21 protein-coding genes are annotated in these 23,604 nt (G+C 69.3%); 13 read left to right on the plus strand and 8 right to left on the minus strand.

Translation table 11 applies throughout. The features are described 5' to 3' along the window. Window positions 1-113 precede the first annotated feature (113 nt). On the plus strand, window positions 114-1,973 hold the full coding sequence (locus ATK36_RS04040; RefSeq protein WP_098509872.1) for a hypothetical protein: 1,860 nt from the start codon (window positions 114-116) through the stop codon (window positions 1,971-1,973). Window positions 1,974-2,129: 156 nt separating this feature from the next. Here ATK36_RS04040 and ATK36_RS04045 read toward each other — a convergent pair whose 3' ends face one another. From ATK36_RS04045 to ATK36_RS04065, 5 genes are read right to left on the minus strand one after another with little or no spacing between them, the layout of a single operon-like run. After that, the gene (locus ATK36_RS04045) at window positions 2,130-2,900 is read right to left on the minus strand and encodes an HpcH/HpaI aldolase family protein (protein WP_245914304.1); all 771 of its coding nucleotides are present in this window, start codon (window positions 2,898-2,900) and stop codon (window positions 2,130-2,132) included. Between the two features lie 5 nt (window positions 2,901-2,905). After that, on the minus strand, window positions 2,906-3,886 hold the full coding sequence (locus ATK36_RS04050; RefSeq protein ID WP_098509874.1) for an ABC transporter substrate-binding protein: 981 nt from the start codon (window positions 3,884-3,886) through the stop codon (window positions 2,906-2,908). Further along, entirely contained in the window at window positions 3,883-4,698 is an 816-nt protein-coding gene (locus ATK36_RS04055; RefSeq protein WP_098509875.1) for an ABC transporter ATP-binding protein, read from the minus strand. The genes ATK36_RS04050 and ATK36_RS04055 overlap by 4 nt, the downstream gene beginning before the upstream one ends. Then, window positions 4,695-5,765, minus strand: a complete 1,071-nt coding sequence (locus ATK36_RS04060; protein WP_211291775.1) for a FecCD family ABC transporter permease — start codon at window positions 5,763-5,765, stop codon at window positions 4,695-4,697. Before ATK36_RS04060 ends, ATK36_RS04055 begins: the two co-directional genes overlap by 4 nt. Further along, on the minus strand, window positions 5,762-6,772 hold the full coding sequence (locus ATK36_RS04065) for a FecCD family ABC transporter permease (RefSeq protein ID WP_211291776.1): 1,011 nt from the start codon (window positions 6,770-6,772) through the stop codon (window positions 5,762-5,764). The genes ATK36_RS04060 and ATK36_RS04065 overlap by 4 nt, the downstream gene beginning before the upstream one ends. A 199-nt stretch (window positions 6,773-6,971) precedes the next feature. On the opposite strand from ATK36_RS04065, the gene ATK36_RS04070 reads away from it, so the two are divergent. Genes ATK36_RS04070 through ATK36_RS04090 form a run of 5 tightly spaced genes read left to right on the plus strand, consistent with a single transcriptional unit; the run spans window position 6,972 to window position 14,075 of the window. Then, a complete protein-coding gene (locus ATK36_RS04070; protein ID WP_098509876.1) occupies window positions 6,972-8,195 on the plus strand; it encodes an ATP-grasp domain-containing protein in 1,224 nt (407 codons plus the stop codon). Continuing rightward, entirely contained in the window at window positions 8,192-9,871 is a 1,680-nt protein-coding gene (locus ATK36_RS04075; RefSeq protein WP_211291777.1) for an IucA/IucC family protein, read from the plus strand. Before ATK36_RS04070 ends, ATK36_RS04075 begins: the two co-directional genes overlap by 4 nt. Next, window positions 9,868-11,073: an MFS transporter gene (locus ATK36_RS04080; protein ID WP_098509877.1), complete on the plus strand. Its 1,206-nt coding sequence runs from the start codon at window positions 9,868-9,870 to the stop codon at window positions 11,071-11,073. Before ATK36_RS04075 ends, ATK36_RS04080 begins: the two co-directional genes overlap by 4 nt. Window positions 11,074-11,100: 27 nt before the next feature. Continuing rightward, entirely contained in the window at window positions 11,101-12,870 is a 1,770-nt protein-coding gene (locus ATK36_RS04085) for an IucA/IucC family protein (RefSeq protein WP_098509878.1), read from the plus strand. Beyond that, a complete protein-coding gene (locus ATK36_RS04090) occupies window positions 12,867-14,075 on the plus strand; it encodes a type III PLP-dependent enzyme (RefSeq protein ID WP_098509879.1) in 1,209 nt (402 codons plus the stop codon). The genes ATK36_RS04085 and ATK36_RS04090 overlap by 4 nt, the downstream gene beginning before the upstream one ends. A 388-nt stretch (window positions 14,076-14,463) precedes the next feature. Here the strand turns inward: ATK36_RS04090 and ATK36_RS04095 are convergent, their stop codons facing one another. After that, window positions 14,464-15,837, minus strand: coding sequence for an MFS transporter (locus ATK36_RS04095; RefSeq protein WP_098509880.1), 1,374 nt, complete (start codon window positions 15,835-15,837; stop codon window positions 14,464-14,466). A 328-nt stretch (window positions 15,838-16,165) separates the two neighbouring features. Between ATK36_RS04095 and ATK36_RS04100 the strand changes: the two genes are divergently transcribed. Continuing rightward, window positions 16,166-16,945 carry an oxidoreductase gene (locus ATK36_RS04100; protein WP_098509881.1) on the plus strand — a complete coding sequence of 260 codons (780 nt, stop codon included), beginning with the start codon at window positions 16,166-16,168 and terminating at the stop codon, window positions 16,943-16,945. Between the two features lie 127 nt (window positions 16,946-17,072). Here ATK36_RS04100 and ATK36_RS31980 read toward each other — a convergent pair whose 3' ends face one another. Together ATK36_RS31980 and ATK36_RS04105 are read right to left on the minus strand one after the other, a co-directional pair. Beyond that, window positions 17,073-17,210, minus strand: coding sequence for a hypothetical protein (locus ATK36_RS31980; protein WP_170069588.1), 138 nt, complete (start codon window positions 17,208-17,210; stop codon window positions 17,073-17,075). Between the two features lie 107 nt (window positions 17,211-17,317). Then, window positions 17,318-18,925, minus strand: a complete 1,608-nt coding sequence (locus tag ATK36_RS04105) for an FAD-binding oxidoreductase (RefSeq protein ID WP_098509882.1) — start codon at window positions 18,923-18,925, stop codon at window positions 17,318-17,320. Between the two features lie 1,116 nt (window positions 18,926-20,041). Here ATK36_RS04105 and ATK36_RS04110 point away from each other — a divergent pair. From ATK36_RS04110 to ATK36_RS04130, 6 genes are all read left to right on the plus strand, one after another. After that, window positions 20,042-20,608 (plus strand): LmbU family transcriptional regulator, encoded by a 567-nt coding sequence (locus tag ATK36_RS04110; RefSeq protein WP_170069589.1) that lies wholly within the window; start codon window positions 20,042-20,044, stop codon window positions 20,606-20,608. A gap of 815 nt (window positions 20,609-21,423) precedes the next feature. Continuing rightward, entirely contained in the window at window positions 21,424-21,771 is a 348-nt protein-coding gene (locus ATK36_RS32725) for a cupin domain-containing protein (RefSeq protein ID WP_211291778.1), read from the plus strand. Beyond that, window positions 21,764-22,087, plus strand: coding sequence for a hypothetical protein (locus ATK36_RS32730; RefSeq protein WP_211291779.1), 324 nt, complete (start codon window positions 21,764-21,766; stop codon window positions 22,085-22,087). Before ATK36_RS32725 ends, ATK36_RS32730 begins: the two co-directional genes overlap by 8 nt. After that, a complete protein-coding gene (locus tag ATK36_RS04120; RefSeq protein WP_098509883.1) occupies window positions 22,087-22,485 on the plus strand; it encodes a cupin domain-containing protein in 399 nt (132 codons plus the stop codon). Before ATK36_RS32730 ends, ATK36_RS04120 begins: the two co-directional genes overlap by 1 nt. Beyond that, on the plus strand, window positions 22,478-23,200 hold the full coding sequence (locus ATK36_RS04125; protein WP_098509884.1) for a cupin domain-containing protein: 723 nt from the start codon (window positions 22,478-22,480) through the stop codon (window positions 23,198-23,200). The genes ATK36_RS04120 and ATK36_RS04125 overlap by 8 nt, the downstream gene beginning before the upstream one ends. Then, window positions 23,197-23,583 (plus strand): cupin domain-containing protein, encoded by a 387-nt coding sequence (locus ATK36_RS04130; protein WP_098509885.1) that lies wholly within the window; start codon window positions 23,197-23,199, stop codon window positions 23,581-23,583. The genes ATK36_RS04125 and ATK36_RS04130 overlap by 4 nt, the downstream gene beginning before the upstream one ends. The last annotated feature ends 21 nt before the right edge of the window (window positions 23,584-23,604 follow it).

Below are 23,604 nucleotides of genomic sequence, written 5' to 3' on the forward strand. Positions count from 1 at the left end.
GACCCACGCGCCGGCGTCTCGTCGGTTGGTCCACATCTGATCCACACTCGGTCCACCTGGCGAGTTCATGCTTCCAGAAGGCGCCGTCACGGTGGTGAAAGGATGGCAGTGCGATGGACCTCGACAAATCCCTTGCGGATTCACAAGTGCCCCGGCTGGAGGGTCTGGCTGAGTTGGCACCGACGTTCTCGGTGTCCGTGCTGCACTGCCACCCGGACGCGAACCCGAAGGCCGCCTTCCGCTCGCTCGTCAATTTCCTCCGGACCACATTGGAGTCGCGGGGCCGGGCACAATCGGTTCGCTGCCTCGGCGAGGTCGTGCTCGCCGAGTCCGACCGGATCGAAGGCATCGGATCACTGGTGGAGCTGGGCATCGATGGCCTGTATGTGTCCGCTCGGGAGCGTCGCACGATGCCGAGTTGGTCCGGAGAACACCACCAGGTGTTCGACGTCGCCAACCAGCTGACGGTCGTGGTGCGCCGTGGAGCCTTCGTGGTGATCCATGCGCCGGTGAGCGACGAGGCGTTGCGCAGGTGGTCGCAGAAGTCCAACGACCGCTATCGGTATCTGCCTGGCGCGATCCTGCGCAGGACGCTCCAGGGTGACGGGAAGACCGTGTGGCTGCGGGGGGTACATCGCCGCCGCGCCACCAAGGCTGACAGCAAAACCCTGGGTGGGCTGCGAATCCAGGAGGCGCTCGACGATGAGGACGGCAGCTTCGCGTTGAGCGCGGCCGTGATCGACTACGTGCCCCTGGACGAATCGGCAGTAGTGCACGGCAGGCTGACGGTCAGCCTGGCGAAGTCGCGTCTCTACTGGAAAATCCAGGTCGATCTGGCGACGTTCCTTGCCGCCGCCACCGAAACCGTCAGCCTGTTCGAGAAGTCTCTCACAGTCGAGCCGCCGGAGGAGCAATTCTGGCAGCTGGCGGTGCCGGAGACCGAACTGTCCAACGTGTACGGGGCGTACGACGTCACCATCGCCGAACCGGACGAACTCCCCGCCGCAGCAGACCCGGACGGGGAACTGACGGAACGGATGGAGCTGTTGCGCAACTCGTTCCTCGAAGTGCGCGGGCACCCCAAGTCCCCGGCGTTCACCGCGGTCGTCGGGTTCGAAGGGACCGAGGCCGGCTCACTGTCGATCACACCAGTCGCCCGGGGAAGCGGTTTCGATCTGGACATTCGTTTCGCCGGAACGCCGTCGAACGAGGCGATGGCACGGCAGATCCGGGACGCCGTCGGCACCGGTGAATTGCTGAGGATATACTACGAGTCGGGGCATACGTTCGACGAGCACCAGATCCATCTGCAGAATCAGACCGCACCGCCGTTCGCCAACCTGGACTTCGCCGATTTCGGTGATCACCGGGTGCACCAGGAAAAGCCATTGGTGCGCGGCGACCAGGCCATCCACGACGCAATCGGCCGGAACAATGACCACTCGTTGTTCGCTTGGGTCACCACGACTTACACCACCGGGTGGCTCGTCTGTGACGATGGCGCGGGCGAGGTCGCCGACTTTCTGCACCTCGTCAACGGCACGCTGACCGCCATCCACGTCAAGGGTGCACAAAGCACCTCGTCGACTCGAAACGTCGCGGTGACGGCGTACCAGGAGGTTGTGGCGCAAGCGGTGAAGAACCTGCGCTTGCTGGACAACCGGGCCCTCGTCGGCCGCTTCACCACCCCGCGGATCGCACGCCCGGCGGCCTGGCTCGACGGCACCCGGCACACGGACCTCTCGGGGTTCGTATCCGCGTTGCGGGCGCGGACCACCCTGAACAAGACCCAGGTGGTGATCGTGCAACCACACCTACTGCGCCCCGTGCACGATGCGGCACGAAAAGCAGCCGAAGAAGGCAAACCGACCCGCGACTCACGCAGCCTGGCGCTGTTGGACGGCCTGCTCCGAAGCGCGCGGAGAACGGTCATCTCGCACTGGGACGACCTGACCGTCATCGGCAGCGAGTAGCCTCCTGCCTCAGTGGAAGGCTGCTGTTCGCGCCTTGAGTAGGTAGATCTCTCGTGCTGGCGCGCCAAAGCGGTCCGGGACCGAATTGCCGGGCCTCTAGTCGCTCCAAGGCTGTGAAGGGCCCCTTCACGGTCGCTGAGTCCGTGAAGGGTCCCTTCACAGACCTCGGGGCGAGACGGTAGCGAGGTGCTGCCGGAACGCGGTGGCGGCGAGGTCGCGCTCCTCGCCGAGCACGAAGGCGGTGACGCCGGCTTCGAGCCATCGCCGGTGCGAGTCGCGGTTGCGGGTGATCGGGCAGTAGGGCACGCCGTGCCCGGCACACGCGGTGTGCAGCCGTTTCAGGGCCTCCTGGACCAGCGGGTGGCGGACCTGCCACGGCACTCCGTAGGACTGGGACAGGTCGGCCGGGCCGGGCATGACCAGGTCGACACCGCCGCCGGCCACGATGTCGTCGATCGCCGCCACGCCTTCGGCGTCCTCGATCAGCGGGATGACCATGATCTCGGCGTTGGCCCGGGCGAGGTATCCGGTGCCGTCGATGGCGCCGAAACCGGGCGCCCGGCCGCCGCCGAGCGACCGCAAGCCCTCGGGATGGTAGCGGGCGGCTCGGATCGCTTCGTCCACATCGGACCGTGACCGCACGTGGGGTATCACCACGCCCATCGCGCCCGCGTCGAGCGCCCGCAGGATCGCGCCGGGCGCGGCGACGGGGACCCGCACGAAGGGCGTGAGGTCGACGGCCTCGGCGGCTCGGATCAGGTTCTCCAGCTGTTGCGGGTCGACGAGCGTGTGCTCGCTGTCGAGCACCACGAAGTCGTAGCCGGCACAGCCGATCATCTCGACCAGCACAGGCTCGGGGATCACGCTGAACAGCCCGTACACCCGTTCGCCGGCCGCGAGCTTCGCCCTGACCTTGTTGACCCGCAACAACGTCAGGCCCGGTGCGGAGCAACGCCGAACGCGGCGGCCAGGTCGTCCAGCACCAGGTTCGCCGCCTGCACACCGATGCCCGACATCCAGATCTCGTCCTTGACCGGGAACACCTTGTGGTTCTTGACGGCACTCATCTGGGCCCACAGCGGGCTCGCCTGGACGGCTTGCTGCTGTGTTTTGTCCGGCGACACCGCCGTGGTCAGGAACAGGGCGTCGGCGTCGGCTTTGTCGATCAGTTCGGGGCTGATCTCGTTGTCGAACTTGTCGGCGCTCTGCGACGCGGGCCGGGCAAGGCCCATGTCGGCGAGGATGACGCCGGAGAAGTTGGCCTTCTGGTACATGCGGATCTTGCCCGCCATGAACCTGGTCACCGACACGGTCGGCGCCGTGGCGCCGTTTCCGGCGACGATCTCGGCTCCGACCTTCTTCGCCCTGGCCTCGTAGCGGCTCAGCTCGGCCGCGGCGTCCTGCTCCCGGCCGACCGCCTTGGCGTGCACGGCCAGGTTGGCTTTCCACGGCTGCCCGGTCGTCTCGGTCAGCACCGTCGGAGCGATGCGGGACAGCTGGTCGTAGATCTTGTCGTGACGGACCTTGTTGCTCAGGATCAGATCCGGCTTGAGCGAGGCGATCAGGTCGAGCTTCGGCTCGGCCGAGGTGCCCACGTCCACCGTGCCCTTGAGCTTGTCCTTGAGATACGACGGGAAGCTCGACCCGTCGGACAGGTGCGGCGGGATGGCGCCGACCGGCGTGATCCCCAGCAGCGTGACCGAATCCAGTTCGGCGGTGTCGAGCACCACGACCCGGGCCGGCTTCTTCGGGATCGTCACCTCACCTTTGGCCGTGGCGATGGTGCGCGGGAACCCCGCCCCGGTCTCGGCGGTGCCGGACGAGGCGGGCTGGGCACTGCCGCACCCGGCGGTGAGCGCCAAGGCGCCCGCGGCGGCCAAGGCGCCGACTACGCGGGTGATCCGTCGAGTCATCGTTGTTCCTCCACTGGGTTCTGGGGCAGATGGGCGACCGAGGGCAGCGGCAGCACGAGCGGGCTGCCGCAGGTCGGGTCGGGGACGACCCGGCACGGCACGTCGAAGACGGCTTCGACCAGGTCCTCGGTCAGCACCTCGGCGGGCGGTCCGGCGGCGGCGATCCGGCCGTCGGCGACCACCACGAGGTGGTGCGCGTAGCGGGCGGCCTGGCCGAGGTCGTGCAGGACGAGCACGGCGGTGCGCCCGTCGACGGTGTTCAGGTCGACGACGAGGTTGAGCAGGTCGAGCTGGTGACGCAGGTCCAGGTACGTGGTCGGTTCGTCGAGTAGCAGGTACTCGGTGCATTGGGCGAGGGCGAGCGCGATCCAGGCTCGTTGCCGCTGGCCGCCGGAGAGCCGGTCGACCGGACGGGTACGCAGCTCGGTCAGTCCGGTACGGGTCAGCGCGGCGTCGACGGCTTCCTGGTCGCCGGCCGACCACGGGGTCAGCCAGCGCTGGTGGGGGTGACGACCGCGCCGGACCAGGGCCTCCACCGAGATGCCCGCAGGCGTCGGCGGGGACTGGGGGAGCAGTGCGATTCGTCGAGCCAGCTGTTTCGGCGTGATGTCGGTCAGCCTGGTCCCGTCCAGCCGGACCTCGCCGCCGCCGGGACGGCTGATGCCGGCCAGGGCGCGCAGCAAGGTCGACTTGCCACAGGCGTTGGGGCCGACCACGGCGGTGATCAAACCGGGCGGGATCTCCACGTCGACGTCGTCGAGCACGGTCCGGCCCGGATAGCCGACGGTGAGCCGGTGCGCGGACAGGGTCACGCCGTCCTCCTCTCGGTGGCCGGGCGTTCGGCGCGGGCCGAACGCACCAGCAGCCAGCAGAACCACGGCGCGCCCAGGGTGGCGGTGATGACGCCGACCGGAACAGGTTGGGGCAGGCCGGATTCCGCGACGATGTCGGCCGCGACGACCAGGACCGCACCCAGCAACGCGCCCAGCAGCAGGGTTCCCGGCGTGGGCGTGATCGGGCGCGGCGGCCCGGCCAGCGCGCGAGCCAGATGCGGCACCCCCAGCGCGATGAACGTGATCGGCCCGCCCAGCGCGACCGCGGTCGCGGCCAGGACCACGGCCGTGACCAGCAGGCCGAGCCGCGCCCGGTCGGCGCGCAGACCGAGGCCGCGGGCCAGGTCGTCGCCCAGCTCCAGCACACCGAGCCGGCGCAGCTGGACCAGGGCGATCGGGAGCACGGCCACGGCGGCGAGGCCGGCCCAGCCAACCTCGGTCCAGGTGCGGCCGAACAGCGAACCCGCGGTCCACAACAATGCCTGCTGCGCAACGGTAATCGGGAAGGTGACCACTGCCCAGGTGATCACGGCCGTGAAGATCGACGACAAGCCGATGCCGATCAGCACGATGCGTTCCCCGGACAGGCCGTGCTTCCAGCCCAGCAGCACCAGAGCGGTCGCGGTGACGATCGCTCCGGCCAGCGCGGCGAGCGGTACGAACCCGGGTGAGATACCGGCGGCCAGCAGCAACACCGCGCCCGCGGATGCCCCGTGCGACACACCGACCACATCGGGGGAGGCGAGCGGATTGCGCAGCAACGACTGGAGCAGCGTGCCGGAGCAGGCCAGGCAGGCGCCGGCCAGCACGCCGGCGAACACCCTGGGGAGCCGGAAATCCGTGACGATCAGTGTGGTGCCGCCGTCGGCGGTGCCGGTGGCGACGCCGAGCACGTCCGCGGGGCTCAGCATGACGTCGCCAAGACACAGCGCGGCGACCACGGCCACGACCAGCAAGGCCAGCAGCGCAACGCACAACGCGGTGGTCCGAAGTGGATGCGGCATACCCGGCACCGCGAAACGCGGACGGTTCAGCGTGGCGGTCACTGGGCCGGCTCCCCGGCACGTCGGGCCAGTGCGATGAGCACCGGGGCACCGATGACAGCGGTGACGATACCGACTTCCAGCTCGGCCGGCCGTGCGATCAGCCGGCCGGCAACATCCGCGCCGAGCAACAGGATCGGCCCGGCCAAGGCGCAGGCCGGCACCAGCCGTCCGTGGCCGCTGCCCACGACCAGCCGCACCGCGTGCGGCACGACCAGCCCGATGAACGCGATCGGCCCGGCGGCGGCAACCGAGGCCCCTGCCAGCAGCACGACCGCGAGCGCACCCCACAACCGGATGCGGGCCGGACGCAGGCCCAGTGACGCGGCCTGCTCGTCACCGAGGACCAAGGCGTCCAGACCACGGGTGAGCCCGGCGGCCAGCACGAGACCGACCACGATCAGCGGTGCGGCGACGTACAGCGCATCGGTGCCGCGCGAGACCAGCGATCCGGCCAGCCAGTGCCGGGCTTCCTCCAGGGTTTGCCCGGACAGCACGAGCATCGTCGTGGTCCAGGCGGACAGCATCGTGGCGATCACCGCTCCCGCCAGGGCGAGCCGGGTCGGGCCTGCGCTGCCGCCCGCGGTGGCCAGGGTGTAGGCGAGCACCGCCGTCACCGCGGCGCCGAGCAGGGCGAACCCGGTGTAGCCGAGGGCACTGGTGATGCCGAGCAGGTCCACCGCGGCGACCACGGCGAAGGCTGCGCCTGCGTTGATGCCCAGCACGCTGGGCGAGGCGATCGGGTTGCGGGTGATCGCCTGCATCACTGCCCCCGCGACGGCCAGTCCGGCACCGGCGAGGAGGCCGAGCAGGGTGCGTGGCAGGCGCAGGTCGGCCACGACCAGCACGGCGGTGGTGTCCCCGGTGCCGGTCAGGCCGTCGAGGACCTCGGCCGGTGAGAGCAGCCGGGCGCCCAGGAACAGGCTGGCCCCGACGGCCAGCAGCAGGCCGGCCACCGCGATGGTCCAGACCAGCGGCGACGACCGGCCCTCTCGGGTGGCATGCGGCACAACGGCTCCGAAGGGGGCGAAGGAGGAGAACGTCGCAGGATTCTAGGGTAGGCAAGCCTAGCCTTAGCAAGTCGAGCGAGCGTGTTCTATGCCACGGCGTCGATCACTTGACCCTGGTCGCTGGATGAAGTTGTGTGAGGCCCGCCGGTTATCAGTTAGGCAAGGCTAACCAATATCATTGAGTGACGGAGTCCCGCCCGTGTGCCTGTACCTCACCGCCCTCAACCCGACCGACGCCGTGACCCACGGGCTGCTGCCCGCCGCGGCCCGGCTCGGGATGCCGATGGTGATCCTCACCGACCAGCCGGAAGCCCACCGCGCTGCCTACGCCGGCCACGCGCACCCGCCGTCGGCGGTCGAGCCGGTCGACGTCCGCGACCCCGGCGCGGTGGCCACCCGGGTGCTGGCACTGGCCGGACGCCACGGCCGCCCGGCCGCCCTGTTCAGCAACAGCGATCACCTCCAGACCGCCACCGCGCTGGCGGCCGAGCTGCTCGATCTGCCGCACAAGCAGTGGCGGGCAGCGCAGCGGTGCAAGAACAAGTTCCTCACCCGGCACACGCTGGCCGCGGCCGGCCTGGACACCGTGGCCTGCTTCGAGATCGGACCATCCGACGACGTCACCGAGGTCGCCGCCGAGCTGCCGTTTCCCGCGGTGATCAAGCCGAGGGAAGGCGTGGCCAGCGAGGACGTCCTGCTCGTGCGAGACCGGAGCGAGCTGGTGACGGAGGTGGCGCGGATCCGTGCCCGGCGCGGGTCGTGCACCCTGATCGCCGAGGAGTACCTGGCCGGGGAACTGCACACCTACGACACGCTCGGCGATGGCGAGCGCCTGCACCACTTCGGGTCCTGGCGCACCAGCCTCGGGGAACCGCCGTCCTTCGTCGAGTCCGGCCGGGACTGGGTGCCGAGCCTGCCGGAGCCGGTCGAACGCGACCTGCGCGCCCAGCTGAGCGCGCTCGATGTCGGGTTCGGCGCCTGCCACGCCGAGTTCGTGATCCAGGGCGCCCGCGCCCGCCTGATCGAGGTCAACTACCGGTTGATCGGCGACACGATGGACCTCATCTGCGCTGAGCTGCTCGGGGTCGACCTGTTCGCCGAGGTGATCCGGCTGCACCTGGGACGGCCACTTTCCGCCGGCCTGCCCGTACCGTCCACTGTGGACCGGCATGCCCGGATCCGCTACGTCGCCGCCGAACAGGCGGGCCGGTTCACCGAGGCCCCGCCGACCTCGTCGGCCGAACTGCCGGACGGGATCCGGCTGGGGCACCGCCGCCTGCGCGCGCTCGGCGTCACCGCCGCATTGCACGGCACCAACCGCGACTACCTCGGCGTCGTCCACGCGATCGGGCCGGGGCCGGAAGCAGTCGGCGCCGCGATCGACGACTTCGTCGCGGCCAACCAGTGGTCGGTGACGGCGTGAGCTTGCTGGAGCGCGTGCTCGACGCCTTGTTCCGTGAGGATCACCTCGGGATGCTCACCCACGGCGGGGTGACCGGCCCGCCGCCCGGCGCCCCGGCGCACGACACGTGGTGGCGGTTCCCGCTGCCCGGCGGACGCGCCGGCTGGCTCGCGGTCCGGCCGGACGGCGTCCTCGCCGACCACGCCGTCGCCCTCGGCTGCCTGGTGGTCACCGACGCCGCGACCGTGCGCGTGGAGTCCACTGTGGATGGTGTACTGGCCTCCCTCGCGCCGCAGGGCGACGCGGAGGCGGAGCGGGGCTGGCAGGAGTTCACCGAGGAGTGCGCCCAGACCTCGACCGTGCTGAACCTGCACGATGCGGCCGAACCTGACCTGATGGCCAAGCTGAAGTGCGGTGACCACAAGGGATTTGACGGTCTGCTGCGCCACGAGGCGCTGGCCGCGCTACGCGACCATCCCGTCCATCCCACCGGCCGGTGCCGGTGGGGGATGACCGCCGGCGACCTGCGCCGCTACGCACCGGAGTACCTGCCGAGTTTCCCGCTGCGCTGGACCGTCGTGCCGAGGACACGCATGCGACTGTCGGACGCCTTCGCCGCGCCCGAGTGGTGGCCGTCGCCGGCCAACCTGGGGTTCTCCGACGACCACGTGGCCATCCCGGTGCACCCGCTGACCGTCGACCGCGGCGAGGCCGACGCGGTGGCACACCTTGGCCCGACCGTGGTGCCGACGCTGTCCACCCGGACGGTCGCGCTGGCCGACGACCCCGGCGTACACCTCAAACTTCCTTTGCCCACAGCGACATTGGGCCGGCGTAACCGCCGCACCATCAAGCCGGGCACGCTCGCAGACGGGGAGACCATGCACCGCCTGCTGAGCGCCGTGCTGGAGCGGGAACCGGAGTTGGCCGGCCGTGTGCTGCTGGCCGACGAATCCCAGTGGGCGGACAGCGACAGCGACCTGCTGGCAGTGCTCGTCCGGCGCTATCCGCCCGCGATCGCCGGCAGCACCCTGGTTCCGGTCGCGGCCTTGCTCGCGCCGGACCCTGGCCGGCCGGAAGCTCGGATCATCGACCGGCTCTCCGGTGGCGACGTCTTGTCCTGGTTCGACAGCTACCTGTCGGTCCTGCTGGACTGGCATGTGGCGTTGTGGCTGCGCTACGGCATCGCGCTGGAAGCCCACCAGCAGAACGTCACTGTCGCCCAGAACCCGGGCATTCGCCTGGTTTACAAGGACAATGACAGCGGCCGGGTGGACTGTGCCCACGCGTCGGCAGCGCTGGGCCTGCCTGTGCGGCCAGAAGACTTCGCCGACCGCCGTATCGCAGTCAGCGACCCCGCCGAGCTGGCCGACATGGTCACCACGATCACGCTGCACCTGTGCGTCGCCTCGCTGGTCGCTGAGGAAGCGGGTCCCGATCGCCGGCGCCGCGCCGAACTGTTCGACCTGGCACGTACGCGTCTGGTCGAAGCAACCGAGCGTTGGTGCGACTTGAGCAAGCCCCACTCCCGGAAAGCCGCTGTGCTGCTGCGTGACCGGGTACTGGCGGCCGATCGGCTTCCGATCAAGGCCATGATCACCGCCGGCACCCTGCTGCCCAAGACCCGCCTGGGCATCATCGACGTCAACAAGTACTACCTGCGTACCGGTCCCAACTATCTTGCGGCCGCCCGGTGAACCAGCCCTCCGACGGTCCGGGCCGCGCGCACGTCGTCACGATCACGGCCGCGCACTGCGCGTCGGCGTTCGCCGCACTCGGCCTGCCGCCCTACCTTCCCCGGCTACTGCCCGAACTCGGCGACCCGAACGCTCGCTGGGCCGGTCTGCTCTACGTGCTGCCCACCCTGTGCACCGCGTTGGCAGCGCCGGTCTGGGGCCGCTTGGCCGACCGGCACGGTCCCAAACTTCTGCTGGTTCGCGCCCAGTTCGGGCTCGCCGTGGCGTTCGGGCTCGCGGCGATCGCGCAGAACATGACCAGTCTGGTCATCGCACTCATCGCACAGGGCCTGCTGGGCGGCACCTACTCGGCCAGTACCGCGTACCTCGCGGCGGGTCTGCGCGGTCCCCGCCTGTCCGGCGCACTGGCCCTGATGCAGGGATCGGCCCGGACCGCGCTGGCAGGTGCACCGGTGCTGGCCGGACTGCTGTCCACGATGCTGGATGTCCGGCAGATGTACGGGATGGCCACACTGCTGCCACTGGCCGCCGCCATCGCGACGCTGATCCTTCCCGCGCCCACCGGTGCCGGGCGATCGGTGCGGGCCGCAGCCGAGCCCACGACTGCCCGTACAGGCATCACCGTGGCGGGAATGTGCTTGGCAGAAGGCGGATTCGTGCTCGTAACCGTGATCACCTTCCCGTACTTCCTGCCGCTGGCACACCAGATCGCGCCCGGACTGGCTCCCGTGCTGATCGGGTTGCTGTTCGCCGCACCCCACCTGTGCTACCTGCTGGCCTGCGCCTTCACGCTGCGCTGGTTGAGGGGCCGGGCACGGGCCGGCTTGACCGCCGGTTACGCCTTGGCGGCGGTGTCCGCCGCAGTGCACCTGTTCGTCGCCCCCGGCGCTGGTGCACTGGCGTGGCTGGTGTTCGGCCGCCTGGTGCTCGGCGCCGCCCTTGCCCTCGGGTTGCCCTCCCTGTCGCTGCTCGCAACGGAAGCCGCCACCGGCCGTCGTCCCGGCAAGCTGTTCGGCACTGTCGAGGCTGCGTCCAAGAGCGGCGCAGTGCTCGCCGGTGTCGCGGCTTCCGCCCTGGCCGGCTTCGGCCCTGCCGCGCCACTGGCAGTCCCGGTCGTGGCCGGTCTCGCGCTGGCCGCCGCCGTCGCCGGTTTCACCAGACCCGCTCCCGGGCCGCTCATCGCGCCCACGACCACGTCCTGATCCCGATCCCTGTAACGGAGTTTCGTTGTGACAGTCGAGGTCACCACCTCCTTCCGCGTCGACACCGATGCCGACCTGCTCTCCGCGCACACCCTGCTGGGGTGCCTGGTCCGCGAACTCGCCGGTCCGGACGGCCAGGTCACGGTGGACACCGGCCGGTTGCTGCTGCGCCTGCCGCACATCGGCCAGGTGCTGCGCGCCACGCTGCTGCGGGTCTCCACGGTCGCGGCCCACCGCTTCACCGGTCCGGTGCAACGGCACGCCGGCGGCACCACGTGGGTGGACCTGGGCCTGGCAGAACTCGCCGACCTCGTCGACGCCGAGCTGACCGCCCGTACCGGCCACGGCAACGACGAGTTCGCCACGCAGGTCCGGGCCAGCCGCGACGCCCTGCACGACACCCTGGCCAGGCGTCCGGATCGCCCCGACCGTCCGGTCGCCGAGCCGGCCGCCACCTACCTGGACTCCGAACAGTCCCTGCTCGCCGGACACCCGCGCCACCCGGCACCCAAGTGGCGGTCCGGGGAACCCAGCCGGTGGCGCCGATTCTCGCCCGAGACCCGCACCGCGTTCCCGCTGCACTGGCTCGCCGTGCCCGCGGAACTCGTGCACGAACACGCTGTCGGCGGCGATTTCGACCAGCACGCAAGGACTTCCGACCTGCTCGGTCGGCCCTTGCCGGCCGGGTACCGGGCGCTTCCGGTGCACCCGTGGCAGTTCCAGCTGCTGTCCGATGACCCGGACCTGGCACCGGTGCTGGCCGCCGCACGCATCGAGGGCGCGCTGCTCGACCTCGGGCAGACCGGGCAGCCGTGTCACCCCACCGCCAGCGTGCGCACCCTCTACCAGCCCGAGCTCGACGTCTTCCTCAAGACCAGTCTCAATGTGCGCATCACCAACTGCCTGCGCAAGAACGCCGCCTACGAACTGCGTGGCGCGGTCGCGCTGACCGGCGCGCTCGCCACGCCGTTCGCCGAGGTCGCCGCCCGTCATCCCGGGTTCGGCGCGCTCCCCGAACCCGCCGCCCGCAGCGTCGTGCTGCCCGGACATCTCGGCACAGCGCGGCAGCGTCACGCGATCCTCGAAGGATTCGGCACCATCGTGCGGACGGGGATCACCGGCCGGCTGCGGCCCGGTGAACAGGTCCACCTCGCCGGTGCGCTGGCCGCCGCGCAGCTCGATCCCGCCGGCACCCGAACCCGGCTCGCCGACCTCGTGGATCACCGCGACCCGGCCGCGTGGGCCGGGCTGTGGTGGCGGCGCTACCTGAACCTGTTGGTACCACCGGTGTTGCGGCTGTGGGCCGAGCACGGCATCGTCCTCGAACCGCACCTGCAGAACGTGCTCGCCGTCCTGGACGCCGAGGGTATGCCCACCCAGGTGCTGGTGCGCGACCTCGAAGGCACGAAGTTGCTGGCCCACCGGCACACCGACCTGCTCGCCGCGCTGCCCGCCGAGGTGGCCGGCGCCGCCGCCTACAGCGGGGAGAACGGCTGGAATCGCGTCGCCTACTGCCTTTTCGTCAATCACCTCACGGAGATCGCCGGTGCGCTCGCCGATCTCGTGCCCGCACGGCCGCGGTTCGAGGACGAGCTCTGGGACACCGTCGCCGACGTTGTCGCCACCACCGGCACCGATCTCGGCGGACCGCCCCGGCTGCGGGCGCTGCTGGCCGGTGTTCCGTTGCCGGCCAAGACAAATCTGCTGATCCGCTGGCAGCGTGCGGCCGACCGGCATGCTGGTTATGTGCCGTTCCCCAACCCCCTCGGCCGAGCCCTGCCGGAGGACCTCCGATGACCTGGACCTCGTCGCCGCCGGGAACACCGGTCACCGACGCCGTACTGGCCGCCGCTGCAGATCGGACGCTGCCCGCCTACCTCTACGATTTGCGGCACCTCGCTGACCACCTGGCGCGGATCCGGGCAGCTTTCGACGGGGTGGACGCGCCGATCGAGTTGCTGCACGCCGTCAAGGCCAACCCTGACCCCGCACTGCTCACGGTGATCGCCGAGCACGTCCATGGACTCGAGGTCGCCAGCGGTGGCGAACTCGCCCACGTCCGGGCACACCTGCCTGGTGTGCCGCTCGCCTTCGGCGGTCCGGGCAAGACCGACGCCGAACTGACCGCCGCACTGGCTGCCGGTGTCGACCGCTACCACGTCGAGAGCCGGCACGAGCTGCGTCGGCTGGACACCCTGGCCCGTGCCGCCGGGCAGCGGGTGCAGGTGCTGTTGCGCGTCAACCTGCCCACCGGTTTCGGCGGAGGCGCGGCGTTGACCATGGGCGGCATGCCCAGCCCGTTCGGTATGGACCCGGCGGAGGCCGCCGCAGCCACCGCCGACCTGGCTGAGCTACCCGGTATACAGGTCGTGGGGGTGCACGCCCATCTGGCCAGTGGCCTGGGTCCGGAGGGCTGCGCCGCCCTCGCTGACGTCGTACTGTCCTGGGCTGCCGAATTCGGCCGCCGGCACGACTTGGCTCTGCGTGAGGTCAACGTCGGTGGCGGGATGGCCGTGGACTACCGACGGCCGGACCAGATCTTCGACTGGGCCGACTATGCCCGCCGTCTGGCCGCGGTCGCGGCCAGGCACCCGTCACTGACCGTCCGGATCGAGCCCGGACGAGCGATCAGCGCGTACTCCGGCTGGTACGCCACCCGTGTCCTGGACCTCAAACCCAGCCATGGCGAGTGGTTCGCGGTGTGCGCCGGCGGGACCCACCACCTGCGCACCCCCGCCGCCAAGGGCCACGACCAGCCGGTCGTCGTCGTCCCGGCCGAGCAGTGGGACCATCCGTGGCCGCGCCCGAGCGTGACCGCCGAACCGGTCACCTTCGTGGGACAACTCTGCACCCCCAAAGACGTTCTGGCCCGGCAGGTCCGGCTACCCGGCATCGCGGCAGGCGACCTGGTCGTGTTCGCGATGTGCGGCGCCTACGGCTACAACATCAGCCACCACGACTTCCTCATGCATCCGGCGCCGACGGTCGTTCACCTGCGGTGACCCGTCTGGCTGGTCACGGGTCGCGGTGGGTCTCGTCGTCGGGCTCGCTGTCCGGGTTCGGGTCTTGATCCTGGCCTGCTGCGGGCGCTCAATGCCGGTTCCAGTTCGGGACAGCCGTCTGTCTGAGGCCCTGACGTTGGTGTCGAGCCCGGATCACCGGCGGCTGGTCTTTCGCGGCGGTGTGGGGCCGATTGGTAGTTGTAGTGGACATTCCATGCGTTCAGGCTTGCTGATCGCTGGTCCCGATTCCGCTGCGAAACCCGCAAGCGGCACCCCACGCGCGGTTCGACAACCGGCGGCCCCTTCACGACGGTCGTGGCTGGGCCTGCGAAGCCGTGGACTGCCAGGACGGGCGGCGTCCAGATCAGCGGTGGAGGTGCGGTTCGGGTCAACCGGGCGTCGTCGTGAACCGCCGCGGGGCGGCGGGCTCGGGAATACGGAACAGCATCACGACGAGCAACGCCACGCCGAAGCACAGCGCGGCCAGCGCCCAGAGCACCAGATCCATGGCTGCTGGGTACGCCGCGCCGCCGAGGCTGCCGGCGGTTCGGGCGGCGAGTACGGATCCGACTACCGTGATGCCGAGGGTCTCGCCAGTCAGCTTCACGGTGTTGAACATCCCCGCCGCCATGCCCGCTTGATCGGCCGGCAGGCTGCTGACCGCCAGCCCGTCCAGCAAACCGGTGGCGATGGCGATCCCCGCACCCATGGTGAGCAGCGGCCCCGCGTAGTCGGCGGCGACGCAAAACCAGACGGCGCCCGCGCCGACCAGCACCAGCGCCGCGACCACCTGAGCCGACGGACTCACCCAGCGAGCGAGGAGACCGCAGAGGATCGGCAGCACCAGCATCGGCCCGGTCAGCAGAATGACCAGTGCTCCCGCACCGGCGGCCGGCACCCCCTGCGTGGCCATGAAATACGAGGGCAGGTACACCACGAGCGGGCCGAACACCGCGACGATGGCGACATTGGCGGCACACAGCGCGAGGAATCTCGGCGACGCCAGCAACCGCAGATCCGCCAAGGGATCGGCGGTGCGCCGCTCGATCCTGACGAACAACGGGAACAAGACCGCAGCACCCGCCAAGGCGGTCAGCACGAGCGGCGATGTCCAGCCAAGCTCCGGGCCTTCGGAGAAAACGAGGATCAGCAGCACCAGCCCCACCGTGAAGGTCGCCGCTCCCGCCCAGTCCGTCCGGGTTGCCGCGGCGGTGCCCGATGCGGGCAGGAACCGGAAGAATGCCAAGGTGATCAAGCCGATTACCCCGGGCAGGCCGAACGCGGCACGCCAGCTGAACGATTCCATCAGCAACCCCGCGAGGGTGGGCCCGAAGGCGAGACCCAGCCCGACGGTCGTGCCGAACAACCCGAATATCCTGGTCCGCGCCGCGCCGGTGAAAGCCTGGGCGAGCACCGCACTCGCACCCGTCACGGTGGCGGCCGCTCCGACCCCCGCCGCGGCACGGGCCAGATCGAGTACCACGATATCGGTGGCAGCCGCACTCACCAGCGCACAGATGGAGAACAGCCCGACTCCCGACAGGAACACTCTGCGGCGTCCGTACCGGTCCGCGAGTGAGCCGGTCATCAGCATGAAGCCGGCGAAGGTCGCGCTGTATCCGTTGACGACCCATTGCGTCGCCGGCAGCGTGGTGTGGAGGTCGGCGGTAATCCGGGTGAGCGCGACCGATGCTCCGCTGAGGGTGAAGGGAACAAGGAATAGCGCGGTCAGCGAGACGACGACCATCGCGAAGCGTTTCATGTCAGAAGACTCCCCCGAAAAAGCGGCCGGCCGAAATTGCCCGATCGTGCACCCGTCCCCCTGCCGATGTTAGCGGACACCAAGGTGACCGGCCACGTACCGTACCGCCGGCCGATCGCGCTTAACTGCGCACACGGGCGGGGTAGGTGCACGGGCCGACACGATGCTCAGGTTTCGCCGGAACCCCTGGCCTGCCTACGATATCCGCAGTCAAAGAACGCTGTTGATGCGTTTTTATCTGCCTCGGAGCATGTGGACACGATCAGTGGTTTGATCATACTATGACCATTGTCGGCGCAGTGAGCGAATAGTCAGCGAATGGAGTGGGATGGAACTCGAGCTTAAGGGCAAAACCGCGTTGGTGACCGGGGCCAGCAAGGGCATCGGCCTCGCGGTCGTGCAAGCGCTGGCGGAGGAGGGAGCGCACGTCGCGGCGTGTGCCCGCACGACCAGCGCACCGCTCGCCGAGGCGACGTCGCTGACCCGGCAGGCGGATCTGACGTCTCCGGAGCAGACGGCGGAAATGATGGACTGGGCGCTCGCCGAACTGGGCGGCATCGACCTGCTGGTCAACAACGTCGGCGGTTCGCCCGCGCGCACCGAAGGTTTCGCGGAGATCAGCGACGACGACTGGCAGCACGCGTTCGAGCTGAACTTCTTCAGCGCCGTGCGCACGACTCGGGCGGCTCTGCCGAGCCTGCTCGAACGCCGGGGATCCATCGTGAACATCGGTTCGGTCAACGCCAAGCTGGCGCTGCCCCGGCTGATCGACTACTCCGCGGCCAAGGCCGCGCTGGTCAACTTCGGCAAGTCGCTGGCCGAGGAGCTGGGCGAGGCGGGCGTCCGGGTGAATACGATTTCCCCGGGTCCGACGCGGACGGCCGTCTGGACGTCGACCGATGGAATGGCATCGGGCCTTTCCCGGAGCGCGGGCATGGACCATGAGGAATTCGTCGCGCAGGTGCCGGCGATGACCGGGTTGAACACCGGCCGGTTCACCGAACCGGAGGAGGTGGCCGTGCTCGTGGTGCTGCTGGCGTCCGGGCGGGTGCCGAACATGAACGGCTCGGACCTGGTGCTCGACGGGGGAATGCTGAAGCAGCTCTGACCCGGCTCCCGGCAGGGTGTCGGCAAAGCCGGTGTGAGGGGCTCTACGCAGCCTGCGGAGGTCCGTGAAGGTCTGTGAAGGGGCCCTTCACAGACTCAGAGTCCGTGAAGGGCCCCTTCACAGACCCCTAGACAGGTCCGGCGCACAGCGCGAGGTGGTCGCGTATCTCGAACACCTCCGCATCGCCCGCTGCCGGGCGCAATCGATCGGGATGGCAGGTGTCGGCGATGATGACGCGGCAGCCACGGTTCTCTCTGCTGATCACGGGGCCTCGACCACCTTTGCCGGAACCCTGCGGCTCCCGGCCTGAGCGACTCGCTTGCCCGGGCCGGCGGAACGCACAAGGCGTTCCGCCGGCCCGGACAACGGCGGTCAGGGCCGGATGGACTGCCGGTGGCGGAAGACGTTACCCGGGTCCCACCGGCGTTTCACCGCTCGCAGCCGGGGATAGTTGACCCCGTAGTACAACTGCACGCCGGACAACCCGGAGCTGTTCCACTCGGGGGAATCCAGGTCGACGTCCGGGTAGCTGACGTAGCAGCCCGCGGTGCGGTCGTCGTGCGGCGGCACGCCACCGGTCTCGGCGAACACGTCGCGGTAGAACTCGCGGATCCACCGGAGGTGGTAGGCGTCGTCGGCCGGATCGGACCAGTAGTTCTGGATCAGCAGTTTCATCACCGCGTCGCGCTGGGCCACCGCGGTTTCCCGGGGCGGAACCGCGTTGATCTTGGCCCCGTACGCCGAGATCAGCAGCAGGGCGCTCGCATTCTCGTAATCGGTGCTGGTCAGGCACCGATAGATGGTGCCGATTTGGTCGTCGGTCAGTACCGAGCGCAGGTACGCCGACCGATATTTGGCGCGCAGGCTGGGATTGGTCAGCGTCGGAGTGCCGGTGGCCAGCATCTGGGTCGCCTGCAACCAGGGCAGCCGTCGCGGCGTCGCGAGCTCCGGCCTCGGCAAGTGGTCTCCCATGGCCTTGGTCATCGGGCCGGCCGGAGGCTCGACGCCGGCTGCCACCGCGTCCAGGAACTCCGCGAGGACCTTGTCCGCGTTGGGCACCGACGCGTCCATTTGCGTCATCATCCCGATCTGCCCGTTCGACCGGTGGTTGAGCGAAAGGGTCGCGAACAACGACGCGGCGGGTGACTCAGGGTCCTGGTTGCGGACCTGCCAGTCGGCGAAGTTGCCGAGCAGCCTGCGGAAAGCGGCTTCGGTCATCGAAGCCCACTCCCAGGAGACAGCGCTGGCCAGCACTTCCGCCGGGGGCGAAGGAAGCAGCGGTGCGGTGCGATCGGTGTCCGCTTCGGGAGCGCGAAGCCAATACCGGGTGACCACGCCGAAATTGCCCCCACCGCCACCGGTGTGCGCCCACCACAGATCCCGTCGCGGGTCGTCGGCCTCCCTGGTCGCGATGACCGCCTTCGCCTTGCCACGCTGATCGACCACGACTACTTCCACCGCGTACAAGTAGTCGACGACGAGCCCGTGCTTCCGGGACAGGAAGCCGTACCCGCCCCCGCAGATGTGGCCGCCCGCGCCTACCGAATAGCACATCCCGCCGGGGAAAGTCACTCCCCGGAGCCGGTAGATCGTCTCGTAAACGTCGAGAAGCTCCGCGCCTGCCTCGATGGAGAAGGCATTCATCTCGCGGTCGAAGGACACCCTGGTCATTTCGGACAGGTCGATGACGACCTCGACGTCCGGGTTGTACACGAAATCTTCGTAGCAGTGGCCGCCGCTGCGGACGGAGATGCGTTTCCGGGCGGAAACCGCGTCCTGCACCGCGGTCCGCACCTCCGAGGTGGAGACCGGCAGGCACACATAGTCGGGCCGGCCGACCCACCGCTGGTTCTTGCCGCGCACCAGATCGCCATACCTCGCGTCGCGGGCGGACACGCGAACCGGAGCGGGCCGGTGTCCGTTGCCGGTCGTGCCGGGCAGTTCCGCGGGCAAGTTCGGTTCCGTTGTCGTCTCGGTCATGCAGTCCCCCAAGAAGCTCTCTGTTTCGCACATCAGATAAAACGTGCACAGGCAGCACGCGACCGTGCAAGCAAATCTTCTGCCGGCGCGGTCGCTCGTCTGCCGCGATCCCACGTCGTAATTTCACCCTAGCGCATCGGCCGGTACCGCAGGGCGCTGATCCGCCGATGTACCATCCGGCGGATCGGCGGAAACGAATATCGGCACCCGGTCCACGGCGGGCCGATGGACGCATGCGTGCGGCAGAAAGTGCCGCTCAGTGAGCCACGGTTTCCGTTGAAAACGGCTCCTTGTAAAGGGATGAATCGTTGCGAGCATCCGCTGCCGTTCTGGAAAACGTCACAGCAGGGCGGTCGCAGGAGGGCAGGCAGGGTTCCGGCAAAGGTGGTCGGGACCCGGCGGCGGGCGATGCGGAGGTGTGCGACCACCTTGTGGCGTGCGCCGGACCGGTTTCGGGTCCGTGAAGGGCCCCTTCACGGACTCTGAGTCCGTGAAGGGCCCCTTCACGGACCTCTCTCTGCGGTCTGCGCCCCTCACGCCGACTTTGCCGACACCCTGGGAGGGCAGGGCGGCACACCTGCCGGCGCTCGCCGAATCAGGCCCCGGACCTGCCAGGGGCGGCGGCCGGACTTTCCCGGATCGTCGCGAAATCGGTGTGGATGCACCCTCCCGCCTGCGCGTATCCTGTCGCGATACGCGCTTGGCCAGGATCCTCCGGCGTTGCCTTTGGCCTGCTGTCGAATGGGGGACCGGAAAGCGCGGCAGCGCTGGGCAGGCGGTGAATCGACGCCACCGTTCGACGAAATCTGCACGCATTGCCTGGTCGTTGTCGCTCGTCGGGCAACTCCCGTCTGTGGTAGTGTGGTCAGCGCGTGACCTGGGGGGTAAATGCGGTCGGGCTCAGTTGCCTGCACGCTGGAGAATCGCTGAACTCTGCCAGAACCGTGGCAGGGGAGCGTGGCTGGTCAACCCACATTCTTCCTCGCTGGTCGCGAGAAGTTCACCGGCCGAAACACTGAGCGTTTCCGGGGGGGAAATGTGCCGTTGCGAACTGGAGAAGCGGCTCCGCAGCCGAGGTCCGAGCCGAGAAAACCGCGCAGCCGTGACGATCAAGTGATGATCTCGCGGCTCGGGCTGCTTTTTTCGGCGAACCTTACCTACGGCAGCTGGGAACGCGCCGGGCTGAAGCTGTCGCGGGTCGTCAGCTCGTCGGCCTGGTGCCTTGGCGACTGGCTGGCCTGCGGCCAGGACAAATATCCGGACCGTTACGTCCGGGCCGTCGAAGCGGCGGACCTTGATTACCAGACACTGCGGAACTACGCCTGGGTGGCCCGGCGCTTCCCGATCGGGCGGCGGCGGGAAGTCCTGAGTTTTCAGCATCATGCCGAGGTGGCGGCCTTGGCGGTCCAGGACCAGGACGAGTGGCTCACCAGTGCGGAGGCGGGGCAGTGGTCGCGCAATGAGCTGAGGCGCCGGCTGCGCGGCCGCAGGCAGCGCAGGCAAACGGCCGAGGATTCGACGTTGATGATGCCGCGCGTTCCTGTGGAGCGAGAACGCGTCGAGCGCTGGCGGGCCGCGGCGCAGCGGATGGACGACCATCTGGAGGGCTGGATGCTGCTCGCCCTGGACCGTGCCGCCGAGCATGTGCTGGGCGTGGAATCGCAGCCGATCCCAGTAGCGTAGCTGCCGCGAGAGCGCCTGGTCGGCGAGGCGGTCCTGTCCCGCCGGCGAGACAGGACCGCGTAAGCGCTTCCCCGTCACGCGGGCGGCCGCCGGTCCCGGCGAGCCGAGCGTTCCCGCCTCGGGCTCGTTCGGCCCAGGGTCCCGGCAAAGTCGCTCGTGGCCCCGTGATCAGCAGAGTGAGCCGTGGCTGCCGCGTCATCATCGACGACACCTGCCATCGTCGTCGATTGCGCCCGGCAGCGGGCGATGCGGTTGTGTTCGAGGCGCGACCGCCTCGTGGTGTGTGCCGGCCCTGTCTCGGGTCTGTGAAGGGGCCCTTCACAGACTCAGAGTCCGTGAAGGGCCCCTTCACGGACGACCTTCACAGACCTCCGCGGTCGGTGCAGGGCCCCTCACACCGACTTTGCCGACACCCTGGCCTGTTCGGCCGGTGCGTTCCACCGCCGGGAGCCGGGCGGTCTGCGTATCGAGCGCCATCCTCGGTTCGGCAGGACGGCGCGCTGCGCGCTTCCCGGCGGTTCGGGCGTCCGGTCGGCGTGGATCCGATAGGGGTGGCGGCCCGCGCTGCCGGCATTGATGACCATTCAGGGTGACCGAGAATCATCGGACAACTGCTGGACGGCGAGCAGTTTGCCGTCTGGCCATCCGAAGTGGACAATCGTTTCACTGTGCCCGGAATCTGTATGTTCCGAGGCGGACTTTCGGCTTCTTGTCCCCGATATAAAAGGATGCGAAGAGGAGATATGACTGGCACTATGGTGATCGCGGATACCAGTGAGACTTCGGCCGTCCACGGAGTTCACGGAGCGGACGGTGTGTCCGCGTGGAAGTGCTTCGCCCGCCGCGACAATCTGTTCGGTCAGTGGGAGGCGATCGAATGGGCCGCACTCCCGCCCGGCGGGATCAGCGGCGCACATGTGCACACCCGCACCGAGGAGCTGTACTTCATCGTCTCCGGCACCGGGGTCATGCTTCTCGACGGCAAGGAACACCAGGTCAGCGGCGGCGACCTCATCCTGAACGCCCTCGGCACGCGGCACGGGTTGCGGAACGCGGGCGACAGGTGGCTGCACTGGCTCGTCATCGAAGTAGTGGGACCGCCGACGGCGGCTGTCTATTTCGACCATCGGAAACAGATCGGAACCGGGGGAAAAAATGAGTAATGCCGTGGTGATAAATCTGCGCGAAGTGCGGGAGGTCGACGCGGGCAACTTCCTCAGCGGTCCGCTCGGGCGCATTCGCCTGCCGCATCTTCAGCCGGGGCAGCAAGAGTCGCTGTTCGCCGAAGACCAGGAGCACACTCTGTTCATCGTCGGCGGCAGCGGAAACGCGTCATCGGGATCGACGACCGTCGCGCTGCGTCCCGGGGTGGCTCTGACTTTGCCGCGGGGAACCAGCGTGACGGTCGAAGCGGGTTCCGAGGGCCTGGAACTGTTCATCGCCAGCCTCGCCGTCCCGCAGGCCGGCGAGGCGGTTTGATGATCGTCACCGAGGCCCGCGGCCTGAGCCGGGCGACGGACGGCAACGCGTGGCGCTGCCTGGCGCGTCGCGGCATGCTGCACAGCGAATGCGAAGCCGTCGACTATGTCCGGGTACCGCCGGGCGGCACGCGGGACGGACGGGGCCGGGAAGGCGTCGAGACGGCCTGGTTCGTTGTTGCCGGACAGGGGCGATTCGACGACTGCTCGGGTCGCTCCGTCCCATTGCGCGCGGGCGATGTCCTGTTGTCGGCCGGCGCGCCCGGCACCGTGCGCAACGACGCTGCAGGCGACCTCGAACTGCTCGCGCTGACTGTACTGGCCGCGACGGTGGCTGATCAGCTCCCGGCGCGGATCCCGGTGGCGCAGTGGCTGCTGACCGGAGCCGCACATGACTGAGCGCCTGGTGACGACGACCCTGGACGAGCCGTCCGAGGTGCACGAGATGCACGGCGGCGAGCAGATCGCCCGATGGAAGTGCCTGGTCAGGCGGAACAACATGTTCGGGCCGTGGGAAGCGGTGGAATGCTCGTTCCTGCCCCCGGGCGCGGCGAGCGGCGTGCACCTGCACAGCCGGACCGAACAGTTCGACTACGTCGTGTCCGGCCGCGGCGTCATGACGATCGACGGCGTGGAGCACCAGGTCGGCGCGGGCGATCTGATCACGACGTGCCTCGGTACCCGGCACGGGATTCGCAACGACGGGGCCGAGGATCTGATCTGGCTCGTCATCGAGGTGTCCGGTCCGGGCATGGCGGCGGGCGTCCCGGAACGGGCGGACGCGACGGTCCGCTCCGAGGTCATCGACCTGCGGGGCACCGGCAGCTTCGATCCGGAGGGCTTTCTCGCCGGACCGCTGCGCCGCGCCCGGCTGGCCCGCCTCGAACCGGCCCAGACCGAATCCGTGAGTGCCGCTCAGGGTGAAGAGCACGTGCTCTTCACCCTGAGCGGCACCGGGACCGCCGTGGCGGGGTCGACGACCGTGCCGCTCCGCTACGGCGTCTCGCTGGGGCTGCCTCTTCTCGGTGCCGTGTCGATCGAGGGCGGGCCGGAAGGACTGGAGTTCTTCGTGGTGAGTCTCGCCGCGTCCGATCCCGCAGGAGGTGCGGCGTGATTGTTTCCCGAACGCACGACGGTCTCACCGAGACGTTCGACGGCGGCCTCGGCAGCGCGAGCTGGCGGTGTCTCGGGCGCCGGGGAATGTTGTTCAGCGAGTGCGAATCCTTTGACTACGTCCGGCTCGCGCCGGGAACCGCCCTCGACGGGCGAGGCCGGGGCGACCTCGAAGAGGCGTGGTTCGTGGTGAGCGGCCGCGGAGAGTACTCCGAAGCCGGGGAAGCCCCGCTGCGCGTTCGCGAGGGACAGCTCGTCATCGTGCCCCACGGATGCGGCGGGAAATGGCGTGCTGCGGAGGATTCGCCCCTCGAACTGCTCTTGATGGCGCTGATGCCGGCCGCGGTGAGCCGGCGGCTCCCCACGCGCACGCCGGCCGAGTGACCGAGCACCGACTGACCAGGG

Source organism: Amycolatopsis sulphurea (assembly GCF_002564045.1).
Classification (GTDB): Bacteria; Actinomycetota; Actinomycetes; order Mycobacteriales; family Pseudonocardiaceae; genus Amycolatopsis; species Amycolatopsis sulphurea.

Bases quoted from the DNA above. Each gene is read 5' to 3' on its own strand.
- ATK36_RS04050 (WP_098509874.1), bottom strand. From the start codon at position 3,886: ATGACTCGACGGATCACCCGCGTAGTCGGCGCCTTGGCCGCCGCGGGC.
- ATK36_RS04110 (WP_170069589.1), top strand. From the start codon at position 20,042: ATGATCTCGCGGCTCGGGCTGCTTTTTTCGGCGAACCTTACCTACGGC.
- ATK36_RS04105 (WP_098509882.1), bottom strand. From the start codon at position 18,925: ATGACCGAGACGACAACGGAACCGAACTTGCCCGCGGAACTGCCCGGC.
- ATK36_RS04095 (WP_098509880.1), bottom strand. From the start codon at position 15,837: ATGAAACGCTTCGCGATGGTCGTCGTCTCGCTGACCGCGCTATTCCTT.
- ATK36_RS32730 (WP_211291779.1), top strand. From the start codon at position 21,764: ATGAGTAATGCCGTGGTGATAAATCTGCGCGAAGTGCGGGAGGTCGAC.
- ATK36_RS04100 (WP_098509881.1), top strand. From the start codon at position 16,166: ATGGAACTCGAGCTTAAGGGCAAAACCGCGTTGGTGACCGGGGCCAGC.
- ATK36_RS04090 (WP_098509879.1), top strand. From the start codon at position 12,867: ATGACCTGGACCTCGTCGCCGCCGGGAACACCGGTCACCGACGCCGTA.
- ATK36_RS04040 (WP_098509872.1), top strand. From the start codon at position 114: ATGGACCTCGACAAATCCCTTGCGGATTCACAAGTGCCCCGGCTGGAG.
- ATK36_RS04125 (WP_098509884.1), top strand. From the start codon at position 22,478: ATGACTGAGCGCCTGGTGACGACGACCCTGGACGAGCCGTCCGAGGTG.
- ATK36_RS04120 (WP_098509883.1), top strand. From the start codon at position 22,087: ATGATCGTCACCGAGGCCCGCGGCCTGAGCCGGGCGACGGACGGCAAC.